Source organism: Empedobacter sp. UBA6745 (assembly GCF_002453775.1).
Taxonomy (GTDB): Bacteria; Bacteroidota; Bacteroidia; order Flavobacteriales; family Weeksellaceae; genus Empedobacter; species Empedobacter falsenii_C.
This window is the reverse complement of the sequence record NZ_DKHL01000033.1, coordinates 37,800-56,498: the sequence shown is the minus strand read 5'-3', so window position 1 is coordinate 56,498 and position 18,699 is coordinate 37,800. Positions and strand designations below refer to the sequence as shown.

At 31.6% G+C, this 18,699-nt stretch carries 18 protein-coding genes; 4 read left to right on the top strand and 14 right to left on the bottom strand.

Translation table 11 applies throughout. The features are described 5' to 3' along the window. Positions 1-515: 515 nt before the first annotated feature. The 11 genes from B4H69_RS10285 to B4H69_RS10235 form a co-directional block, all read right to left on the bottom strand. A complete protein-coding gene (locus B4H69_RS10285; RefSeq protein ID WP_280045847.1) occupies positions 516-1,241 on the bottom strand; it encodes a hypothetical protein in 726 nt (241 codons plus the stop codon). Between the two features lie 145 nt (positions 1,242-1,386). Further along, positions 1,387-2,169, bottom strand: a complete 783-nt coding sequence (locus tag B4H69_RS10280) for a nitrilase-related carbon-nitrogen hydrolase (protein ID WP_280045845.1) — start codon at positions 2,167-2,169, stop codon at positions 1,387-1,389. Beyond that, positions 2,153-2,818 (bottom strand): phosphatase PAP2 family protein, encoded by a 666-nt coding sequence (locus B4H69_RS10275; protein ID WP_280045843.1) that lies wholly within the window; start codon positions 2,816-2,818, stop codon positions 2,153-2,155. The genes B4H69_RS10280 and B4H69_RS10275 overlap by 17 nt, the downstream gene beginning before the upstream one ends. Before the next feature lie 134 nt (positions 2,819-2,952). After that, positions 2,953-3,297 (bottom strand): 50S ribosomal protein L20, encoded by a 345-nt coding sequence (gene rplT / locus B4H69_RS10270; protein ID WP_038337134.1) that lies wholly within the window; start codon positions 3,295-3,297, stop codon positions 2,953-2,955. 95 nt (positions 3,298-3,392) lie between these two features. Beyond that, complete coding sequence (gene rpmI / locus B4H69_RS10265; protein ID WP_038337133.1) at positions 3,393-3,590, bottom strand: 50S ribosomal protein L35; 198 nt, start codon at positions 3,588-3,590, stop codon at positions 3,393-3,395. A 59-nt stretch (positions 3,591-3,649) separates the two neighbouring features. Then, complete coding sequence (gene infC / locus B4H69_RS10260) at positions 3,650-4,159, bottom strand: translation initiation factor IF-3 (protein ID WP_236688239.1); 510 nt, start codon at positions 4,157-4,159, stop codon at positions 3,650-3,652. Positions 4,160-4,218: 59 nt separating this feature from the next. Further along, entirely contained in the window at positions 4,219-6,141 is a 1,923-nt protein-coding gene (gene thrS, locus B4H69_RS10255; protein ID WP_291093843.1) for a threonine--tRNA ligase, read from the bottom strand. A gap of 154 nt (positions 6,142-6,295) precedes the next feature. Continuing rightward, positions 6,296-7,546, bottom strand: coding sequence for a hypothetical protein (locus B4H69_RS10250; RefSeq protein WP_180905409.1), 1,251 nt, complete (start codon positions 7,544-7,546; stop codon positions 6,296-6,298). A gap of 239 nt (positions 7,547-7,785) precedes the next feature. Further along, positions 7,786-8,880 (bottom strand): LptF/LptG family permease, encoded by a 1,095-nt coding sequence (locus tag B4H69_RS10245; protein ID WP_180905408.1) that lies wholly within the window; start codon positions 8,878-8,880, stop codon positions 7,786-7,788. A 1-nt stretch (position 8,881) separates the two neighbouring features. Beyond that, complete coding sequence (gene tgt / locus B4H69_RS10240; protein WP_038337127.1) at positions 8,882-10,012, bottom strand: tRNA guanosine(34) transglycosylase Tgt; 1,131 nt, start codon at positions 10,010-10,012, stop codon at positions 8,882-8,884. 111 nt (positions 10,013-10,123) lie between these two features. Further along, the gene (locus B4H69_RS10235) at positions 10,124-11,425 is read right to left on the bottom strand and encodes an OmpA family protein (protein WP_291093838.1); all 1,302 of its coding nucleotides are present in this window, start codon (positions 11,423-11,425) and stop codon (positions 10,124-10,126) included. A 178-nt stretch (positions 11,426-11,603) separates the two neighbouring features. Here B4H69_RS10235 and B4H69_RS10230 point away from each other — a divergent pair, with 178 nt between their 5' ends. Together B4H69_RS10230 and B4H69_RS10225 are read left to right on the top strand one after the other, a co-directional pair. Next, entirely contained in the window at positions 11,604-12,506 is a 903-nt protein-coding gene (locus B4H69_RS10230) for a mechanosensitive ion channel family protein (RefSeq protein WP_291093836.1), read from the top strand. Next, a complete protein-coding gene (locus B4H69_RS10225) occupies positions 12,506-13,762 on the top strand; it encodes a D-alanyl-D-alanine carboxypeptidase/D-alanyl-D-alanine-endopeptidase (RefSeq protein ID WP_291093834.1) in 1,257 nt (418 codons plus the stop codon). The genes B4H69_RS10230 and B4H69_RS10225 overlap by 1 nt, the downstream gene beginning before the upstream one ends. Before the next feature lie 49 nt (positions 13,763-13,811). Here the strand turns inward: B4H69_RS10225 and B4H69_RS10220 are convergent, their stop codons facing one another. Then, positions 13,812-14,285 (bottom strand): DUF6702 family protein, encoded by a 474-nt coding sequence (locus B4H69_RS10220; RefSeq protein WP_180905404.1) that lies wholly within the window; start codon positions 14,283-14,285, stop codon positions 13,812-13,814. A gap of 180 nt (positions 14,286-14,465) precedes the next feature. Further along, entirely contained in the window at positions 14,466-14,879 is a 414-nt protein-coding gene (locus tag B4H69_RS10215; RefSeq protein ID WP_125349592.1) for a hypothetical protein, read from the bottom strand. 135 nt (positions 14,880-15,014) lie between these two features. Between B4H69_RS10215 and trmB the strand changes: the two genes are divergently transcribed. Then, entirely contained in the window at positions 15,015-15,692 is a 678-nt protein-coding gene (gene trmB, locus B4H69_RS10210; protein ID WP_038337121.1) for a tRNA (guanosine(46)-N7)-methyltransferase TrmB, read from the top strand. 92 nt (positions 15,693-15,784) lie between these two features. After that, positions 15,785-17,245 (top strand): M20/M25/M40 family metallo-hydrolase, encoded by a 1,461-nt coding sequence (locus B4H69_RS10205; RefSeq protein ID WP_180905403.1) that lies wholly within the window; start codon positions 15,785-15,787, stop codon positions 17,243-17,245. Between the two features lie 73 nt (positions 17,246-17,318). Here the strand turns inward: B4H69_RS10205 and B4H69_RS10200 are convergent, their stop codons facing one another. Then, positions 17,319-18,674, bottom strand: a complete 1,356-nt coding sequence (locus B4H69_RS10200; RefSeq protein ID WP_125349589.1) for an orotate phosphoribosyltransferase — start codon at positions 18,672-18,674, stop codon at positions 17,319-17,321. Positions 18,675-18,699: the final 25 nt, after the last annotated feature.

Sequence of the window (18,699 nt, the reverse complement as noted above, 5' to 3'; positions counted from 1 at the left end):
TTTTTATTAAAAGCCTCAAGAAATAATCTTGAGGCTTTTTTTGTGGTTATACTTTTTTGTAAAAAGTACAATGTACAAAGTAAAATGTATTAAGTATAATGTAATTCTTACTTCAACGCATCTCCAAACTATGTTTTATAAAACAAGAAGCTTCCTTTTTACAACTAACTCAGAACTTACTACTCATAACTCTAAAACATGCTTATAATCCCCTCAAGGGGATATTGTTTAGAATTTTATTTTGTTAGCCTTAAATCTTACGTCTCATAACTTATCAATCAAAACTTATAACTTGAAAAAGATTCTTCACTCCGTTATCGCTACATTCTGAATGACAGTTTTTATTTTTGCTTACAACTTACAACTTACAACTCAACCCGCGTTAGGGATAGTAGTGGAAATCCTTTTGTAAGAATTGGATTTTCTGTAATCACCTCAATCTTCTTCTACAAAAGATTGCAACGCATAGTCCGACCGAAGGAACGCCCAAATTAATTTTTGTTAGGCACTATAAATTATTTGAAATTTATTAATTTATATAGATCATTTACTTTTTTAATAGAATCATTATCTAAATAATATAGGAAAAATAGGTTCTTGTCTATCTCAACAAAACCAGTAATCATATAAGATTTTTCGTTTTTTGATTCAATTAATAAATCAGGTTTATAATCATTGTTAATATCTAGCTCAACTATACCTTTTAAAGCATAAAGCTTTATTCTATCATTTATAATTGAATCGATGGGATTTCCTTTTATATTATAATTTACAATGGGTTTATGTATAAAGAAATCATCTGGAAAGTACATTTCTTCATATTTAGTATTTTCAAAATTATATACATCAGGACTCCGAAAAAATGATATTTTTTTCATCATTCTTTTATTAATTTCGATAATTTCTCCTAAGTTATATATCCTTATGATTGATTTTATTTTATCATCAATTGTTTCAGGATTGTATGTGTAATTTAAATTTACTTGCCTTACTTTATTTGATTTGGAATCGAAATTTACTGTAATATTCTTTAAGTTTTTATCGTCAACAATTGAAAACAAGTGAGAATTAAAAGATTTTAACGATTTAAATTGTGCATTATTTACAGGTGGAACTTTATAATAAAGTTCATTATAAGATTCAAATTGATAATTATTAAAAGTCTTACGAACTAAATATAAAGTATAAGTTGCAGAAAGTACCAATAATATAAAGGATAGAAATATAAATATCTTTTTCATAATTAATTATTATCGAAATATCAATTGTAGTAGCTTTCATAGATGCTTTTAAAAGTGTTATCCATTCATATTCATTATCCATAAATATATGAATAAAAAAGAATTACACATACAAAAAAAAGCCCAACCGAAGTTGAGCTTGTATTTATCCAAAATAAAATGAATCTCTATCATTTAGAAAATTGAAATGCTTTCGAGTTTTATCTTGTTCTTCTTTATCAATTTCGAATTGTAAAATTTCGGGATGATTGTTTATTGTTTCCAAATCTTGTCCCAATGTATCAAATAAATGTGAATCCCCTTGATACTGGAGATTATAGCCATCTACTCCAATTCTATTTACGCCAGCAACAAAAGCCATATTTTCGATTGCTCGTGCTTTTAGAAGTGAAATCCAAGCTTCTCGACGCGCTTTGGGCCAACTTGCGTTACAAAGTATCAAATCGTACGGATCTTCTTCTGTATTGCGAATCCAAACAGGAAATCGTAGATCGTAGCAAACAATAGGACGAATTTGCCATCCTTTATAATCTATCGTTACAATTTTATCCCCTGCAGAATATACCCCAGCTTCTTTTCCGTAACTGAACAAATGTTTCTTATCGTAAATGTAAATAGAGCCACTTGGACAGATGAAATAAAATCGGTTATAGTATTTATCGTTTTCATGCGTAGAAATGCTTCCAGCAATCGCAGAATTTAATTCTTTGGCTTTATGTTGCATCCATTCGAAGGTTTCTCCAAAAGGCTTTTGACCAATTTTTTCTACATTCATCGAAAATCCCGAAGCAAACATTTCTGGTAACAATATAATATCAGTTTGATGATTGGCTAATAATTCATCTAAATAAGCGTGATTAGCTTTTGCATCTTCCCAGATTACATCGTATTGTATTAATGATATTTTAAGTTTATTCTGAATTTCCATTGTTAATAAATTTTTGATCTAATTTTGGTTTATTAGATTGATTGATGATGTAATACATAAAGATAAATATAAAAAAACCAATAAACGAACCACCAACAGTATCAATCGCAAAATGACGCGATAAGTAGATTCTACTAATTGCGATACTCGGAAAATGGAGTGCGAAAAATAATTGTAACCATCTGTTTTTGGTTAATAAACATAATGTCATCGAAATTATTGCGGCTGTTAATGAATGCCCTGAAGGAAAAGTTGAAGCCATTTGTATCGCATAATCTTTGACTAGAATAATGTCTATTTTTTTCTGCGTAAAATAATATCCAGGACGTAAAACTTGTTCGAAATAGACATTCTTAAAGAAAACACTAATTGTTGTTGCAACTGCTCCAGAAACTAATAAATAATAAAAATATCTTCGAGTTGTTTTCCAAAATAGATAACCAAGAAGTATAAAAAATAAATAATAGGTTCCGAAATCGGTATAAAAAACAAAGAGTTTATCGAGATAATGATTGCTGTACTGATTGAAATGCAGATGTAATTCGTCGCGTCCATAATATTGCGTCATAGCAATTACAGCAAAATTGTAGATGAAAAATACGACAAAAAATGGCCAAATTCTTAGAAATAAATCTTTTTGTTGATTCATTTGAGTTGGGTTTTTAAATAAAATTTATGATGAGATTCCAAATAAAGTCTAGAATGACATTCATTCAAATTTAAGCAAAAAAAAACTTGACTAAATAGCCAAGTTTTAAAACGTTTTAATATTGTTTAAAAAAATTATTTTACTTTTTCTACGATTGCTTTGAAAGCTTCTGGATTGTTCATCGCTAAGTCAGCTAAAACTTTACGATTTAATTCAATTCCAGCTTTGTGGATAGCTCCCATAAATTTAGAGTAAGACAATCCGTGTAATCTTGCTCCAGCGTTAATTCTTTGAATCCATAACGCACGGAAATTTCTTTTCTTTTGACGTCTATCGCGGTAAGCGTATACTAAACCTTTTTCTACTGCATTTTTAGCAACAGTCCAAACGTTTTTTCTTCTTCCGTAATATCCTTTTGCAAGTTTTAAAACTCTTTTTCTTCTAGCTCTTGACGCAACTGCGTTTACTGATCTTGGCATAATTTTTAATTTTTTTGTAGTGGGCGAGATTGCTCTGCTTTAAGGCCCATCGACAGGGTTAATAATGAATTAATAAACCAAATAAGAACACGTTCTTATTTTAATCTTAATTGTTGTTTTACTGAATGAACATCAGCTTGATCAACTAAACCAGTTTGAGTTAAATTTCTCTTTTGTTTAGTCTCTTTTTTTGTTAGGATGTGGCTTTTAAAAGCGTGTTTTCTTTTAATTTTACCTGTTCCTGTTAATTTGAAACGTTTTTTCGCTCCAGATTTTGTTTTTAATTTTGGCATGATTACAAATATTTAAAATTAAAACGTTTTTTATTTTTTGTAAGATGATAAGAACCTAATTATTTCTTAGGTCCCATCATCATAATCATTCTTTTACCTTCAAGTTTTGGCATTTGTTCTACTTTTCCAACATCTTCCAATTCTTGAGCTAAACGTAACAATAAGATTTCTCCTTGATCTTTAAAGATAATAGAACGTCCTTTGAAGAAAACATATGCTTTCAATTTTGAACCTTCTTCTAAGAAAGATCTTGCGTGACGTCTTTTGAATTCGTAATCATGATCATCTGTTTGAGGACCGAAACGAATTTCTTTTACGACAACTTTCTGCTGTTTAGCTTTAAGTTCTTTTTCTTTTTTCTTTTGTTCGTATAAGAATTTTTTGTACTCTACGACACGACAAACAGGTGGAATGGCTTTTTCACTGATCATTACCAAATCTAAACCTTGTTCTTCTGCAAGTTCTAAAGCTTTAGCTATTGGATATACACCAGGTTCTATACCTTCTCCAACAACGCGTACTTCTTTCGCGTCAATCTTATCATTGATCTTGTGTTGATCTTCCTTAATTACTCTGGCTGGACCTCTGCCGCCTTTTCTTCTAATTGCGATAGTTATTCTGTTTTAAATTATTTTAATTTGATTTGTTCTTTCATGAAGTCGATAAATGCTTGAATCGTCATCTCTCCTAAATCACCTTCTCCGTGTCTTCTTACAGAAACTGTACCGTTTTCTGCTTCTTTTTCACCGATGATTAACATGAAAGGAATTTTACCGATTTCGGCATCACGGATTTTTTTACCAGTTTTCTCGTTTCTACTGTCAATCAGTCCGTTAATTTCTTCTTCGGCCAGCAAATTTAATACTTTTTCTCCATATTCCACATATTTTTCACTAATTGGTAAAATTGTGAATAAATCTGGTGTTAACCAAAGTGGTAAATTACCTGCTGTATTTTCTAACAAAATGGCAATGAAACGTTCCATAGAGCCGAATGGCGCACGGTGAATCATTACTGGTCTGTGTTTTTCGTTGTCTGCTCCAGTGTAAGTTAAATCAAAACGTTCTGGTAAGTTATAATCCACTTGGATTGTTCCTAATTGCCATTGACGTCCTAATGCATCTTTCACCATAAAGTCTAACTTAGGTCCATAGAATGCAGCTTCGCCATATTCTACAACTGTTGGTAAACCTTTTTCTGCTGATGCTGTGATAATTGCTTGTTCAGCTTTTTCCCAGTTTTCATCAGATCCGATGTATTTTTCTTTATTCTCTGGATCTCTTAATGAGATTTGAGCCGAATAATTATCAAATCCAAGATTTGTAAATACATATAAGACTAAATCAATTACTTTTTTGAATTCTTCTAATAATTGATCTGGTGTACAGAATAAGTGAGCATCATCTTGAGTAAATCCACGAACACGAGTTAAACCGTGTAATTCTCCTGATTGTTCATAACGGTAAACTGTACCAAACTCTGCATAACGCTTTGGTAAATCGCGGTACGACCATTGAGAAGTTTTGTAAATCTCACAGTGATGTGGACAGTTCATTGGTTTTAACAAGAATTCTTCTCCTTCGTTTGGCGTTTTAATTGGCTGAAAACTATCTGCACCATATTTAGCGTAGTGACCAGAAGTTACATACAATTCTTTTTGACCAATGTGCGGAGAAATCACCATTTCGTAACCCATTTTTTGTTGCTCTTTCAATAAGAAGTTTTCTAATTTTCTTCTCAAAGCAGCTCCTTTTGGTAACCAAAGTGGTAAACCTGCACCAACTTTTTCTGAGAAAGCAAATAAACCTAGTTCTTTCCCTAGTTTACGGTGATCACGTTTTTTTGCTTCTTCTAATAACTCAAGATATTCTGTTAAATCTTTTTGTTTTGGGAATGTAATACCGTAAACACGAGTCAACATTTTGTTTTTCTCGTCTCCACGCCAATAAGCTCCGGCAACATTCAAGATTTTTGTAGCTTTCACAATTCCAGTGTTCGGAATGTGTCCACCACGACATAAATCTGTAAAATTATCGTGAGTACAGAAAGTAATATCTCCATCATTTAAGTTAGAGATTAATTCTGTTTTGTATTCATTGTCTTTATACGTTTCTAATGCTTCTGCTTTCGAAACTGAATATAATTTGAATTCAGCTTTTTTCTTTGCATTCTCTAACATTGCTTTTTCTACTTTCGCAAAATCAGCTTCTGTAAATTTATCCTCACCAAAATCAACATCGTAATAGAAACCTTTGTCAATCGCAGGTCCAATTGTTAATTTAGCATTTGGATAAAACTCTAAAATAGCTTGCGCTAATAAGTGAGCAGATGAATGCCAAAAAGCTTTTTTACCCATTTCATCATTCCAGGTTAACAATTTGATCGTTGCATCTGTGGTGATTGGGGTTGTTGTTTCAACTTGTTGATCGTTTACTATAGCCGAAATTACATTACGTGCTAAACCTTCACTAATGCTTAGCGCCACGTCCATAGGAGTTACGCCACTCTCATACTGTTTTACACTTCCATCTGGAAGAGAAATGTTTATCATCTTACTTTTAGAATTTGTACTAAGATGCAAAATTACGAATTTTCTGTAAGTTGACGAAATTTTTGAAGAGTTGATTTTAGCTAAAATATTAAGTAAATAGTTGAGCTATTGTTTTGAATGAAATTATCTTGTTTTAGATAAAACTTATATTGAATTATTTTTTTATAAACTTTAAAATTTCGTTCGATTCTTTTGTTTTAATATAATAGATTCCAGCCGCTAAGCCTTGACAATCAATTGTTATATTTGATTGATTATTAATGCGAACCGATTGTATAATTTGTCCAACTGAATTGTAAATAAAAAGTATATTATTTTGAGCATTTAATTGAGTTTTATCAACTCCAATTATAATTTTATCATTCGTAATGTTTTCTGATTTTAACCAGATAAAAGGTTTTGATTCAATTGATTTTGTACTTAAATTCTCATGAATTTTAAATTGCATCACAATAGGTAAATGATCGCTCATATTGTACAAATTAGTTCGCAAAGTTTGTGAGTAGATACCTGTACAATCAGAATCTTTAACATCTTTATTCAAGCAATCTCCATTATTTCCATATGCTTTATAACTATCATTTACAAAAGAAAAACGTGTGCTTTTTTTGAAGTTTTCGCTCATCATAATAAAATCAAAACGATCATCCAAACCGCCACTTGCTCCTGCATTAGTTCCGCTTCCAAAACCTATGTTAGAAACGCGTGTACTTTGAGTGTGTAAATAACTAAAAGCTGGATTATCTTGCCAACTTCCAGGCGCATTGAGTGGATCAATCATCAAAATAGCATTTGCTGGATTGATGATTTCTTGATATGCTGGTTCTGATGAATTATAAAAATTAAAATCTCCAGCAAAAAGAACATATGTATTAGGTTGTGTTAATTTTTTCAAAGATTTTGTGACTTCTTGCACCATTTCCAAACGCATTTGACGATTTGCAGGTCCTGTACTCGATTTTAGATGCGCAACAAAAACTTCTAAATGAATAGGATCGTTTGAAGTAATATTTAATTGAAAAGAATATTGATTGATGTCACGATAAACTGTGGGGATTTTTTGTTGATTAACTAACGTCAATTTGCGTGTGTTATAAAAAACCATTGTTTGTAACGGATCATCTAATTTTGTTGTGTCAGCTACAAAAAGTGCGCGAGCAAATTTATCCGGTTGATTTTGCAAAGATGTATTTAAGATTAAATCAGCGCCATTTTCTGTTACTAATTCACAAATCATAAATAAATCTGGTTTGTATTCGTCTAAAATATCTCTTAAGATCAATTGACGATTTTGAGGAAGTGAATTCGGAAATTTGAACACATTATAAAACATTGTATTTAATGTTTCTTGCGAAAAAATAGAAACCGAAAGGATTAAAAATAAAAGGAGTAAATTTTTTTTCATGTCAATTGATTTTAGTTTTACACTTCAACTTTTTTTAAATCTAAGAAATTAATTTAGAATATCTTAAAGTTATTAATTATCAATTGAATAAAAAATTTTATTTCTGAAAACTGATGAATTTAAAAAGAATTATTTTAGTTAAATTATGGTGAGTTTTTAGATGGATTCAATAAATTATTTACTTGTATTGTTGATACAAAAAAAATCCAGTTCGAAAAGAACTGGATTTTTGAAATATTTTATGAACGTGCTCGTCTGAAATATAAAAACAAAGTTAGTAATCCGAAGACGATGTTTGGTATCCACGAGGCGACAAGTGGCGAAACATATCCTTTTTCGGAAAACGTAGACGTTGTTTGCGAGAAGAAAATGTAGACAAACGCTAACGAAATACCAACTGCAAGATTGATTCCGATTCCTCCACGACGTTTTTTAGATGAAAGCGATAGAGCCAAAAGTGTCAAAATAATAGTTGAAAATGGACCGCTCAAACGGTTATTTAATTCATTTTCGTATGTATTTACATTGGCCGAACCTTTTGCTTTTTGTTTCTGAATAAATTCATTCAATTCGAAGGTATTCATTGTTTCAGCAACATATTCTTCTGGTAAAATTTCGTCAGGAGAAGCTGGCAACTTCAAATTTGTATTGGCTTCGTAATTTAACTTTTCTGTTTTATCCTTGTTAATATCACGCGTGTAAACACTCATTAATGCATAAGTAGAATCTTTATCATTCCAATTAAAACTTGAAGCAATGATTTGTTTTTTCAACTCAGTCGAATCAAATTTTTGATACATAAAAGAACTTCCTAACTTTTCTGTTCTGTCATAACTATCAACAAAAACAAATTCGTCAGGAGAAATTTGCGAACCGATACGTTGTCGTTTATAATATTCTTCCTTGTCGTTATTACTCAATAAATGGGTGTATTGGTATTTATTTTTTTTAATATTTGCCCAAGGCAAAACCACATTTCCTACTACCAAAGCAGAAACAGCTAAAAATATAGCAACCCAAATATATGGAAGTGTAAATCGATAAAAACTAATACCACCCGAAAGTACACCTACAATTTCGGTTTGCATCGTCAGTCGTGATGTAAAATAGATCACAGTGATAAAAACGGCAATTGGTAAAAAGGTGTTAATAATCCAAATAGACCAATAAGGGTAAAATTGGGTTAAAGCCGAAAAAGCTGTAGAACCACTATCATTAATACGTCCTAATTTTTGACTAAGATCGACAATAACGGCGATAGTAGACAAAATCAAAACCATGAAGATAAAGGTTCCGATAAAGTTTCGGATGATGTATTTATCAATTATTTTCAAACTACAGACGTTGTTTTAATTGTGGAACAATTTGTTCTTTCCATTGAGCGAAATCTCCTGCTAAGATATGCTGTCTTGCAACTCTTACCAAATCTAAATAAAACGCAAGGTTATGAACAGATGCAATTTGTTTTCCTAACGCTTCGTTGGCATTGAACAAATGACGAACATAGGCTTTTGTGTAATAACTATCCACATAGCTTGTTCCGTTTTCGTCTAATGGTTCAAAACAATCTTTCCATTTTGCATTTTTCATATTCATAACACCATTCCACGTGAACAACATGGCGTTACGCGCATTACGAGTTGGCATAACACAGTCGAACATATCAACTCCTAAAGCAATACATTCGATGATATTCCAAGGTGTTCCAACTCCCATTAAATAACGAGGTTTGTCTTGTGGAAGAATTTCTGTTACGATATCCGTCATTTCGTACATCACAGGTTCTGGTTCACCAACAGATAATCCACCAATAGCATTTCCTTCTGCACCGAAATCCGCAATATATTTTGCTGATTCTTGACGCAAATCTTTGAAATCATTTCCTTGTACAATTGGGAAAAGCGTTTGTTTGTGATCGTAATATTCAGGATTATTGTTTAACCAAGTTCTACAACGCTCCAACCAACGATGTGTCACGTGCATAGCACGTTTTGCATCGTGATATTTTGCTGGAATTCCTGTTAATTCATCAAAAGCCATAAAAATATCAGCTCCGATATAACGTTGAATTTCCATTGATTTTTCTGGCGTAAACATGTGGTAAGAACCATCGATATGCGATTTGAAACGCACACCTTCTTCAGATTTTTTACGACTTGTTGCTAAAGAATACACTTGGAATCCTCCAGAATCTGTTAAGATTGGTTTTTGCCAATTCATAAATTTATGTAATCCGCCCGCTCTGTGCAAAATATCAGTTCCTGGACGCAAATACAAATGATAAGTATTTCCAAGAATGATTTGGGCTTTAATATCTTCTTCTAATTCACGTTGGTGAACAGATTTTACTGTACCAACCGTACCAACTGGCATAAAAATAGGTGTTTCGATTTTACCATGATCGGTTTCTACAACACCAGCTCTTGCCTTAGAAAATTCGTCTTTTTTATCGATTGAAAATTTCATAGTGTGCAAAGATATTAATTGTTTAGCTTGTTGCGAGTTGGTTTCGAAAAAAATAACAAAAAAATAAGGATAAAGTTGCCTTTACCCTTATTTAGAAATTTTATGAAATGATTATTTTGTGAAACGTAATGACATTTTGCGATCAGAAGCTCTTTCTGCGTCAGAAGCTGTTTCAGCTACTTTTGCAAATTCTTCTCCGTAACCTTCGGCAGCAATAACTTGCGCACCAACACCACGTTTTGTTAATTCAGCTTTTAAGTAATCTGCTCTTTTTTGAGAGATTTCTTTGTTTTTTGCATCATCACCAACTTTATCTGTGTACGCTCCAAGTTTAATTTTTGCAGTTGGATATTTTTTCAAAATTGCAGCAACATTATCTAATTGAACGTCAGAACCTGGCTCTAATTGATCTGTTTTACCAAAAACGAAGTTAACATTATCAAAGTTGAACCATTTTTCTTTCAATTGATCTTCTGTCATTGTTGCAAAATCTGGCGCTTTGATAAATTTGATAATTTGATCTTCTAATCCATTTGCGTATCCTTTCAAAGCAACACCATCTAAATCGATATCAGATAATTCTTTCGGTGCAGCGTTAAGCGAATCTGTATTCAATGAATCAACCACAATTTCAGTTTCTTCTGTAACAACTGTTTTTTCTTCGTTCTTATTGCATTTTTTTAATAAGAAAAAGGCCGCTAAAGCAACTAAAATTAATGGAATTAACCATTTCCAAAAACCTCCGCCATCATTGTTGTTATGAGTTTCTGCGTAAGCATCAACTGGCGCTACATAAGGTTTTTCTTCCGGTTCTACATCAACTACTTTTCTTGTTTCTGTAATAGTTTCAGTTACATGATCTTTTGCAACATCTATTGTTTCAGTGATTTTAGGCGCATCATTAAACATTGTTCCTAAACCTAAAGCTCCAAGTCCTAAGCCAGTTGGGATTAATCCTAAAATTTTATCTTTAATTCCTCCTAAAGATGAAAAGAAATCAGCTTCTGTTACATTGTTAAATTCGGCTTCTTTCCCAATAGATCCAAAAGTTGTTAAAGCTGTTAAGTCTAATAATTTTGAAGATGAACCTGTTGAAATTCCTGCATATTCAGCAATTTTAGAAACGATTGGTTGCGCATTCGAACCAAAAATAACATTGATTAATTCTTTAATCGTGTCTGGTGTTTCTTGTTCTGTCGAAATATTTGCTAATCCACGAGAAGCACCAAAAGATTTGATGGTATGAAATAAGCCTGTAGTAGAATTCTTTTTTTCTAAAACACCTCCTAAAAGAATAGGAATAAATGCATTGATTGCTTTAGAAATTCCCGATTCATTTTCACCTAATTCTGATGAAGTTTTCGAGATCAAATCTGGGGTAATATACCCTTTTACTAATTCAATAATGTTCATAGATTTTAATTTTTAATTATAGCCTTTTTTAAGTTGTAATTTGTTCTTAACGAATATTGTACCAATATTCATATTTATTAAAATTAGTTAAAAAAAATGATAATTTTTCTATTTTTTTGAAAAGATGTTAGATTGGAACTAATTTTATCAACTGAATTACTAATAAAAAAGAATAATTATGCAAGAGCAAGACAAGGTAGATAGTTTGCAAGATGTAATAACAACACCATTTAAGGATTTAGAAAACTTTACACAATGGTTATTAACGAAAGGCTCTGAAGTTGGATGGAGCTTAGTTTCTGCTTTATTAACCTTAATAATTGGTTTTTGGGTAACAGGTAAACTTGTCAAGTTAATCGAAAAAAGAATGGTTGCACGAAATGTCGATTTATCAATTCGTACGTTTTTAATTCCAATTCTTAATATATTATTCAAAGCTATTGTATTAACTTTTGTTGTAGGTCGATTAGGTTTTAATGCTTCTGGTTTTGTTGCAGCTTTAGGAGGTGTTGGTTTAGCAGTTGGTTTAGCTTTGCAAGGTTCTTTGTCGAATTTTGCAGCAGGAATTTTAATTATTCTTTTCAAACCTTTTAAAGTTGGAGATTATATCGTATCGCAAGGAAATGAAGGAAGTGTAGAGTCGATAAATTTACTAAATACAGTAATTGCAACTGCAAAAGGACAGATCATAACTTTGCCAAACGGAAATTTATTTAACAATCCAATTACCAATTATTCTGTAAAAGAATATCGTCGATTAGATGTAAATGTTGGTATTTCTTATGATGATGATTTTGACAAAGCGCGCGAAGTTTTGTTGAATGTTTTAGAGAAAAATGAATTGGTTGATGATACACAATCTAAAACGGTTGAGATTCTAGAATTTGCTGCAAGTTCTGTGAATTTGGCTGTGCGTTGTTATGTGAAAAATAGTGATTATTGGACGGCTTATTGGCAATTGTATCGCGCAGTGAAATATGCGTTAGACGACAATAATATCTCGATGCCTTATCCACATACAGAAATGATTATTAAAAACGAATCGAACTTGTCAACAATTCCTTTCGAGAACAAAGATTAATGAAGTATTTACTTACCATATTATCAATTTTTTCGTCTGTGCATTTTTTTGCGCAGACCGAATTAATTGAGAAACATCTCAATTCTGATTTCTATTCCACTCAATTCACGGGATTTTATTTGTATGATCCAATCACGAAAGAAGAAATTTATAATTATAACGGAAACAAATTTTTTGTTCCAGCATCTAACACCAAAATTTTTACGTTGTATACAGCGATGAAAATGTTAAATGATTCGATTCCTGCATTCAAATATCAGTTGATTGGTAACGAATTGCATATCGAAGGAACTGGAGATCCAACTTTTTTGCATCCAAAATATAAAAATACACGAGCGTTAGATTTCCTGAAAAATAATGGTTCTAAAATTGTTTTTCATTGGAATAATTTCGACGAAGAATCTTTTTTACCAGGTTGGACTTGGGACGATTTTAGAAAAGATTATGCACCAGAAAGAAGTCAGTTTCCGATTCATGAAAATTTAGTTTCGATTTCGAAAAATGGGAGTTCAATCAAAACATTTCCAACATATTTTGAAGAATTGACAGAAATTAAAGAAATGCCAGAACCGAGGAATTTCTATGATAATAAATTTTATATCAGCAATAAAAAACGAACAGAAAAAGTTCCTTTTATTGTGAATGAAACGGTGATAGAAAAATCGTTGTCGCAAATTTTGGGAAAACCTGTTGATATGGTCAAAACGCCAATGGTTAATAATCCGAAAGTGTTTTATAGTCAGAAATCAGATGATGTTTACCGCGAAATGATGGAAAATAGCGATAATTTTTTGGCAGAACATTTATTGATTTTAGCTTCGAGTACTTTGCCAGGAAAATTAAGCGCTTCTGAAACGATTACTTTCTCAAAAAGATATTTGTTAAACGATTTAAAACAACAACCAGAATGGTTTGACGGTTCGGGATTATCGCGTTATAATTTGTTTACGCCACAAAGTTTTTCGCAAGTTTTAGAGAAAATGTACAACGAATTTCCAGAAGAACGTTTGTTTTCTATTTTCCCAATCGGAGGAAAAACGGGGACAATCAAAAATAGATATAAAGATTCGGCGCAACCTTATATTTATGCCAAAACAGGAACATTGAACAATAATGTAACGTTGAGTGGTTATTTGAAAACAAAATCTGGAAGAACGTTAATTTTTAGTTTGATGAATAATAATTCGATCAAAGATTTATCTTGGATTCGAAATGAGAACGAAAAACTTTTGAGAATTGTTAGAGATAATTATTAAACATATTTGAAATAAAAAAGCCTTCCGATTTCGGAAGGCTTTTGCTTTATTAGAAAGACATCTTTACGGTGTCGTTATTTCCTGTTAATACTTTCGTGTCTTTTTTGTTTTTGACATCAAAAGTTACAATGTTTTGTTGATCGTTAAAAATATCTGTCAACAAAGCCACTTTTAGTTCTATCGAGCTGATATCAGAAATTTTATCAAACTTAAAGAAAACTCGTGTCGATTTATCATTTACCTGATAACCGTAATAAGAAGTTCCTAAAGCTTTACCATTTACTTTGACATCAACTTTACTGTTTACATACGCTTTCAACTTGTTCTCAAAGTTAGATTTGTTCGAAACATCAGCACCAACTGCTTTTTCCAACTGATTGGTAAATGTACGCGCGGTTATGTTTAAAGTTCCGGTTTCTTGTTCGTAATCAACCTTGATATTTGCTGTATGAAAATCTTGGGCACTTAGGTTAAAAGCTACTAAAACCAAAAGCAAAGAGAATAGATATTTTATATATTTCATTTTATTTCTTAGTTTGTACAAGTCTATTTCAAATCGAGTGCCAAAGATTCTTAAAATTTAAAAGAAAGCTTTAGCGACTTGTTAATAACGAAATTAGAATAAAAAAATTATAAATCACATAAAAATATAAAAAGAGTATTAATAACTTAATACTCTTTTCTATGAATTTATTCTAAATTTTTAAGCAAACCAAACATGGTAAGGAATTCTACTTAAAATACAAACTAAACCAATAATTGCAAAGACTGCAACGCTCATTGGTACAGTTGTAGATCGTTTTAATTTTGCATTAGCAATTGTCATAAAAACAACACCTGCAATCATCATCATAGGGTGTTCAACAAAAGTTAATCTTAAGCCAGAATCTTTCATTATTCCTGATGGTTCTAAAGCAGAAAACATCATAATATAGTAGACTAATCCAAGTAATAATTGAACGTGAAAAGTAATGGTTGTAAATAACCCGATTTTTTTAATCGTTGCGTTTGTATCTTTTTTAGAAATCGCATAAATTAATGTTGAAATCACAAAGATAACGCCCATCAAAATCACAAGATAAGCCCAGCCACTATGAAATTGTTTGATAAAATCCATTTTTCTAATTTTAGTTTTTCAATACAAAAATAATAAACCTTTTTACATAAATACTATTTGATGATATTTATGTGTTTTCAGAACAGTTTTTTAGATTAATCAAAATCTCGTAATTTCGCGCAAAATATATCCGAAATGGGAAAAGATAAAATCAGAAGATTTAACGAAAATAAAACTTTTCAGAATGTTGTTCAACCAACACGAGAAGAGGCGATTAATGAGTTTGCATTAAAAGGAAATTGGAACAAAGAATTTTTCAAGAACGATAATCCAATTGTGTTAGAACTTGGATGCGGAAAAGGAGAATATACAGTTGCAATGGCGCGTCGTGACAAGGATCGTAATTTTATCGGAGTAGATATTAAAGGATCAAGATTTTGGCGTGGTGCTAAGACTTGTTTGGATGAAGGAATAGAAAATGCTGGATTTCTTCGAACTCAAATCGAAATTATCGATCATCTTTTTGCAGAAAATGAAGTGAGCGAAATTTGGATTACTTTCCCAGATCCACAGATTAAATACAGAAGAACAAAACATCGTTTGACAGATCCTGAATTTTTGAGACGTTACAATACAATCTTGAAACCAGAAGGAACAGTAAACTTGAAAACGGATTCTGAATTTTTACATGGGTATACACATGGTGTTATTCACATCGAAGGTCACGAAGTGATTCGTTCTACACACGATGTTTATCATCCAGATCATTCGGATATTCCTGCAATTGTAACTGAAGTACAAACATATTACGAATCGAAGTTTTTGGAAGAAGGTAAAAAGATTACCTATATAAAGTTTCAATTAAAATATTAATAAAAAATCCATCGACAGATGGATTTTTTATTTAAAATAAATTTCATAAAGATTTATTAATCATATATTTGTTGTAACACTAATATGATTTTATGAAAAATAAATTTTTATTCCTTACACCTTTTTTATTCCATGCTATTTTTTCTTTTGGGCAATCCAAAGAAAACTTCATTTTTGCGACAATGGAGACAGATAACGCAATTCTTTTACAAAAAAATTATGCAGATTCAATTGATATAATATCTTCGAAAGATAATTTATCTGCAATTTATTTTCATCCTGCAATTGCTGAAAGTTTGCACGGAAAATTTGCGCATGGACATGGTTATGTTTTTAGAAATACGAAAGAAGATGCACTTGAATCACTTGAATCACTTCAAGAAAAGTTATCTCAGAAAAAAGCTCCTTTCAATTATACAATAACAGAACAAGCCTTTATTAACAAGGTTTTGAACGATGTTGATGTGAAAGAAATTGAGAAAACAATTTTGATGTTAGAAGGTTTCAAAACGCGTTATCATACACGACAAGAAGCAAATGATGCGGTTCTTAAATTGAAAAATGTTTGGGAAAAAATGATTGTTGATGCAGGGAGAGTAGATGTCGCCGTAAAAATCGTTGATCATGTGAATACACCAATGAAATCGTTGATTTTGACTTTTTCTGGAAGTGAAAAGAAAGATGAATTTGTTATTATTGGAGGTCATGCCGATTCTACTGTTGGTTGGGTAGCAGACCAAACTTATGCGCCAGGAGCAGATGATAATGCATCGGGAATTGCAACAATTACAGAAGTTTTGCGTGTATTGTTAAAAAATAATTTTAAACCGCAACGAACTACCGAAATTATGGCTTATGCAGCAGAAGAAATAGGTTTGGTAGGATCGAAAGAAATTGCGCAGAAATACGCTTCGGAGAATAAAAATGTAATAGGTTATGTACAATTTGATATGACTAATTACAAAGGTTCTGCAAAGGATGTTGTGTTAATGACTGATTATTATTGTGATGCAAACCTTAATTCTTTTTTGATGCAATTGATGGACGAATATAATAAAACGGGTTTACATCAATTTACATACGATACGTCAAAATGTGGTTATGGATGTTCAGATCATGCGAGTTGGTCGGAAAATGGTTATGCGGCGACTTTACCTTTCGAGTCTAAAATGGGAGAAGATAATCCTAATATACACACAACCGGAGACACTTATGCGTTTATGGGAAGTACATCTATGCATGCGGCGAAGTTTACAAAATTAGGGATAGAATATATAGTTGAAGCTGCTAAAACCTCGACTTTAGGTACAAATGATATTGATGAAAATTGGTCTAAAATTTATGTTTCAAATAAAATATTAAATTATCAACTAAATTTTAAATCACCAATTTCGATCAAAATAATTGATGCAACAGGACGAATGATTAAAACGATAAATACAGAAAATTCTAACGGAAGTGTAAATCTTTCTAATTTATCTACAGGATTTTATGTTGCAAGATTTCAAGATGAGAATGGAAATAGTGTTTCGCATAAATTTGTGATGAAGTAATTTCATTATAAATAAAAAACAAAAAGCAAGCTGAAAAAAGCTTGCTTTTATATTTTTGAAATTTATCTAAATCTTAGTCATTCAAACTTTGTAGGTAAGAAACCCAACCTAACGTTTGGTATTCTTTTGCCGCAGTTTTTACATCAGCAGCTTTGTAAATTCCACGACCAACAATCATAAAGTCTGTGTGGTAATTTTTGAAAACTAATTCTGGCGTATTATACTGTTGTCCTTTGCTATCTCCAGTCGAAGAAATATTAACACCAGGCGTAAACAATAACAAGTTATCAGGAATTTGGCGTTGTGCAACAGCTCCTAAAACATTTCCAGATTGTTCCGAAACATTAATTGCTTTTGTAAAGTAATAATCATCAGTCAATGTTCCTTTCGAAGACATTTCAACAATTGTGATAACTCCGGTATTTTCGAAAACTTTTAATGATTCTAAACCTCCAATTGGATGAACAGTTACTAAATCTGCCCAATCAGAAATTTTGTAAATCGATTTCTTAAATTGTAATTCTTGCGTATTTCCAATATCTCCAAACTTGCGATCTTCGAATAATAAGAATTCTTTTTCACGTGCGATTTTTTTCAACTCAACAATTAAGTTATCCGAAAAATCTTGAATAATATCTGAATGTAATTTTAACGCAACAATATGATCACCAACCTTTTTAGCGAAATCTGTAATTTCTTCAGAAGTAATTAAATCTGCAGAAGCAATTAAGTTAGATTGTTTTTTCAATGCTAATTCAACCAAACGTTTTCCAACTGGATGTACAATTTTTTTGTTTTCCAATGCAATACGTTGTTTTGCAGGAACCGCTTCTGGAGGTAGAGCTAAAAAGTCTTTGATTTTTTTCGCTTCATCATCACTTAAACGGTGATATTTATGTAAAATATCGATTACCTCGTGAATTGTAAATAACGTTTTCACATTGTAACCTTGTTCTTTCAATTTTTCAGATCCACCTTGCGCACGATCTAAAACAACCACCAAATCTTTTACACGTAAACCTTCGCGCTCAACTTGATCAATTGTTTCTAATAAAGATTGTCCAGAAGTAATTACATCTTCGACCAAAAGACAAGATTGTCCTTCCGCAAAAACACCTTCTACCATACGTTTAGTACCGTAACCTTTGTTTTCTTTACGTTTGATAATCAAAGGAATATTCGATGTTAAACTCATTGTAGTCGCCATTGGCAAAGCTGCATAAGGCACACCACAAATCAAGTCGTATTCTACATCTTCAACTAAATCTAATAAGTTATTTGCTAAAGTTTTTAGTAATTGTGGACTCGAAGCTAAAGGTCTTAAATCGACATAGAAAGGAGATTCTATACCACTTTTTAAAGTAAAATTTCCAAATTTTATAATTCCCAGCTCATAAGCTTTCAATAAAAAATCTTCTCTTGGTTGCATCTGTGTAATGTTTGAGCAAAGTTAA

Coding starts and splice junctions, on each gene's coding strand:
- B4H69_RS10230 (WP_291093836.1), top strand. CDS start 11,604: ATGCAAGAGCAAGACAAGGTAGATAGTTTGCAAGATGTAATAACAACA.
- B4H69_RS10215 (WP_125349592.1), bottom strand. CDS start 14,879: ATGGATTTTATCAAACAATTTCATAGTGGCTGGGCTTATCTTGTGATT.
- B4H69_RS10220 (WP_180905404.1), bottom strand. CDS start 14,285: ATGAAATATATAAAATATCTATTCTCTTTGCTTTTGGTTTTAGTAGCT.
- B4H69_RS10205 (WP_180905403.1), top strand. CDS start 15,785: ATGAAAAATAAATTTTTATTCCTTACACCTTTTTTATTCCATGCTATT.
- B4H69_RS10280 (WP_280045845.1), bottom strand. CDS start 2,169: ATGGAAATTCAGAATAAACTTAAAATATCATTAATACAATACGATGTA.
- B4H69_RS10275 (WP_280045843.1), bottom strand. CDS start 2,818: ATGAATCAACAAAAAGATTTATTTCTAAGAATTTGGCCATTTTTTGTC.
- B4H69_RS10250 (WP_180905409.1), bottom strand. CDS start 7,546: ATGAAAAAAAATTTACTCCTTTTATTTTTAATCCTTTCGGTTTCTATT.
- B4H69_RS10285 (WP_280045847.1), bottom strand. CDS start 1,241: ATGAAAAAGATATTTATATTTCTATCCTTTATATTATTGGTACTTTCT.
- B4H69_RS10200 (WP_125349589.1), bottom strand. CDS start 18,674: ATGCAACCAAGAGAAGATTTTTTATTGAAAGCTTATGAGCTGGGAATT.
- thrS (WP_291093843.1), bottom strand. CDS start 6,141: ATGATAAACATTTCTCTTCCAGATGGAAGTGTAAAACAGTATGAGAGT.
- tgt (WP_038337127.1), bottom strand. CDS start 10,012: ATGAAATTTTCAATCGATAAAAAAGACGAATTTTCTAAGGCAAGAGCT.
- trmB (WP_038337121.1), top strand. CDS start 15,015: ATGGGAAAAGATAAAATCAGAAGATTTAACGAAAATAAAACTTTTCAG.
- rplT (WP_038337134.1), bottom strand. CDS start 3,297: ATGCCAAGATCAGTAAACGCAGTTGCGTCAAGAGCTAGAAGAAAAAGA.
- B4H69_RS10225 (WP_291093834.1), top strand. CDS start 12,506: ATGAAGTATTTACTTACCATATTATCAATTTTTTCGTCTGTGCATTTT.
- rpmI (WP_038337133.1), bottom strand. CDS start 3,590: ATGCCAAAATTAAAAACAAAATCTGGAGCGAAAAAACGTTTCAAATTA.
- B4H69_RS10235 (WP_291093838.1), bottom strand. CDS start 11,425: ATGAACATTATTGAATTAGTAAAAGGGTATATTACCCCAGATTTGATC.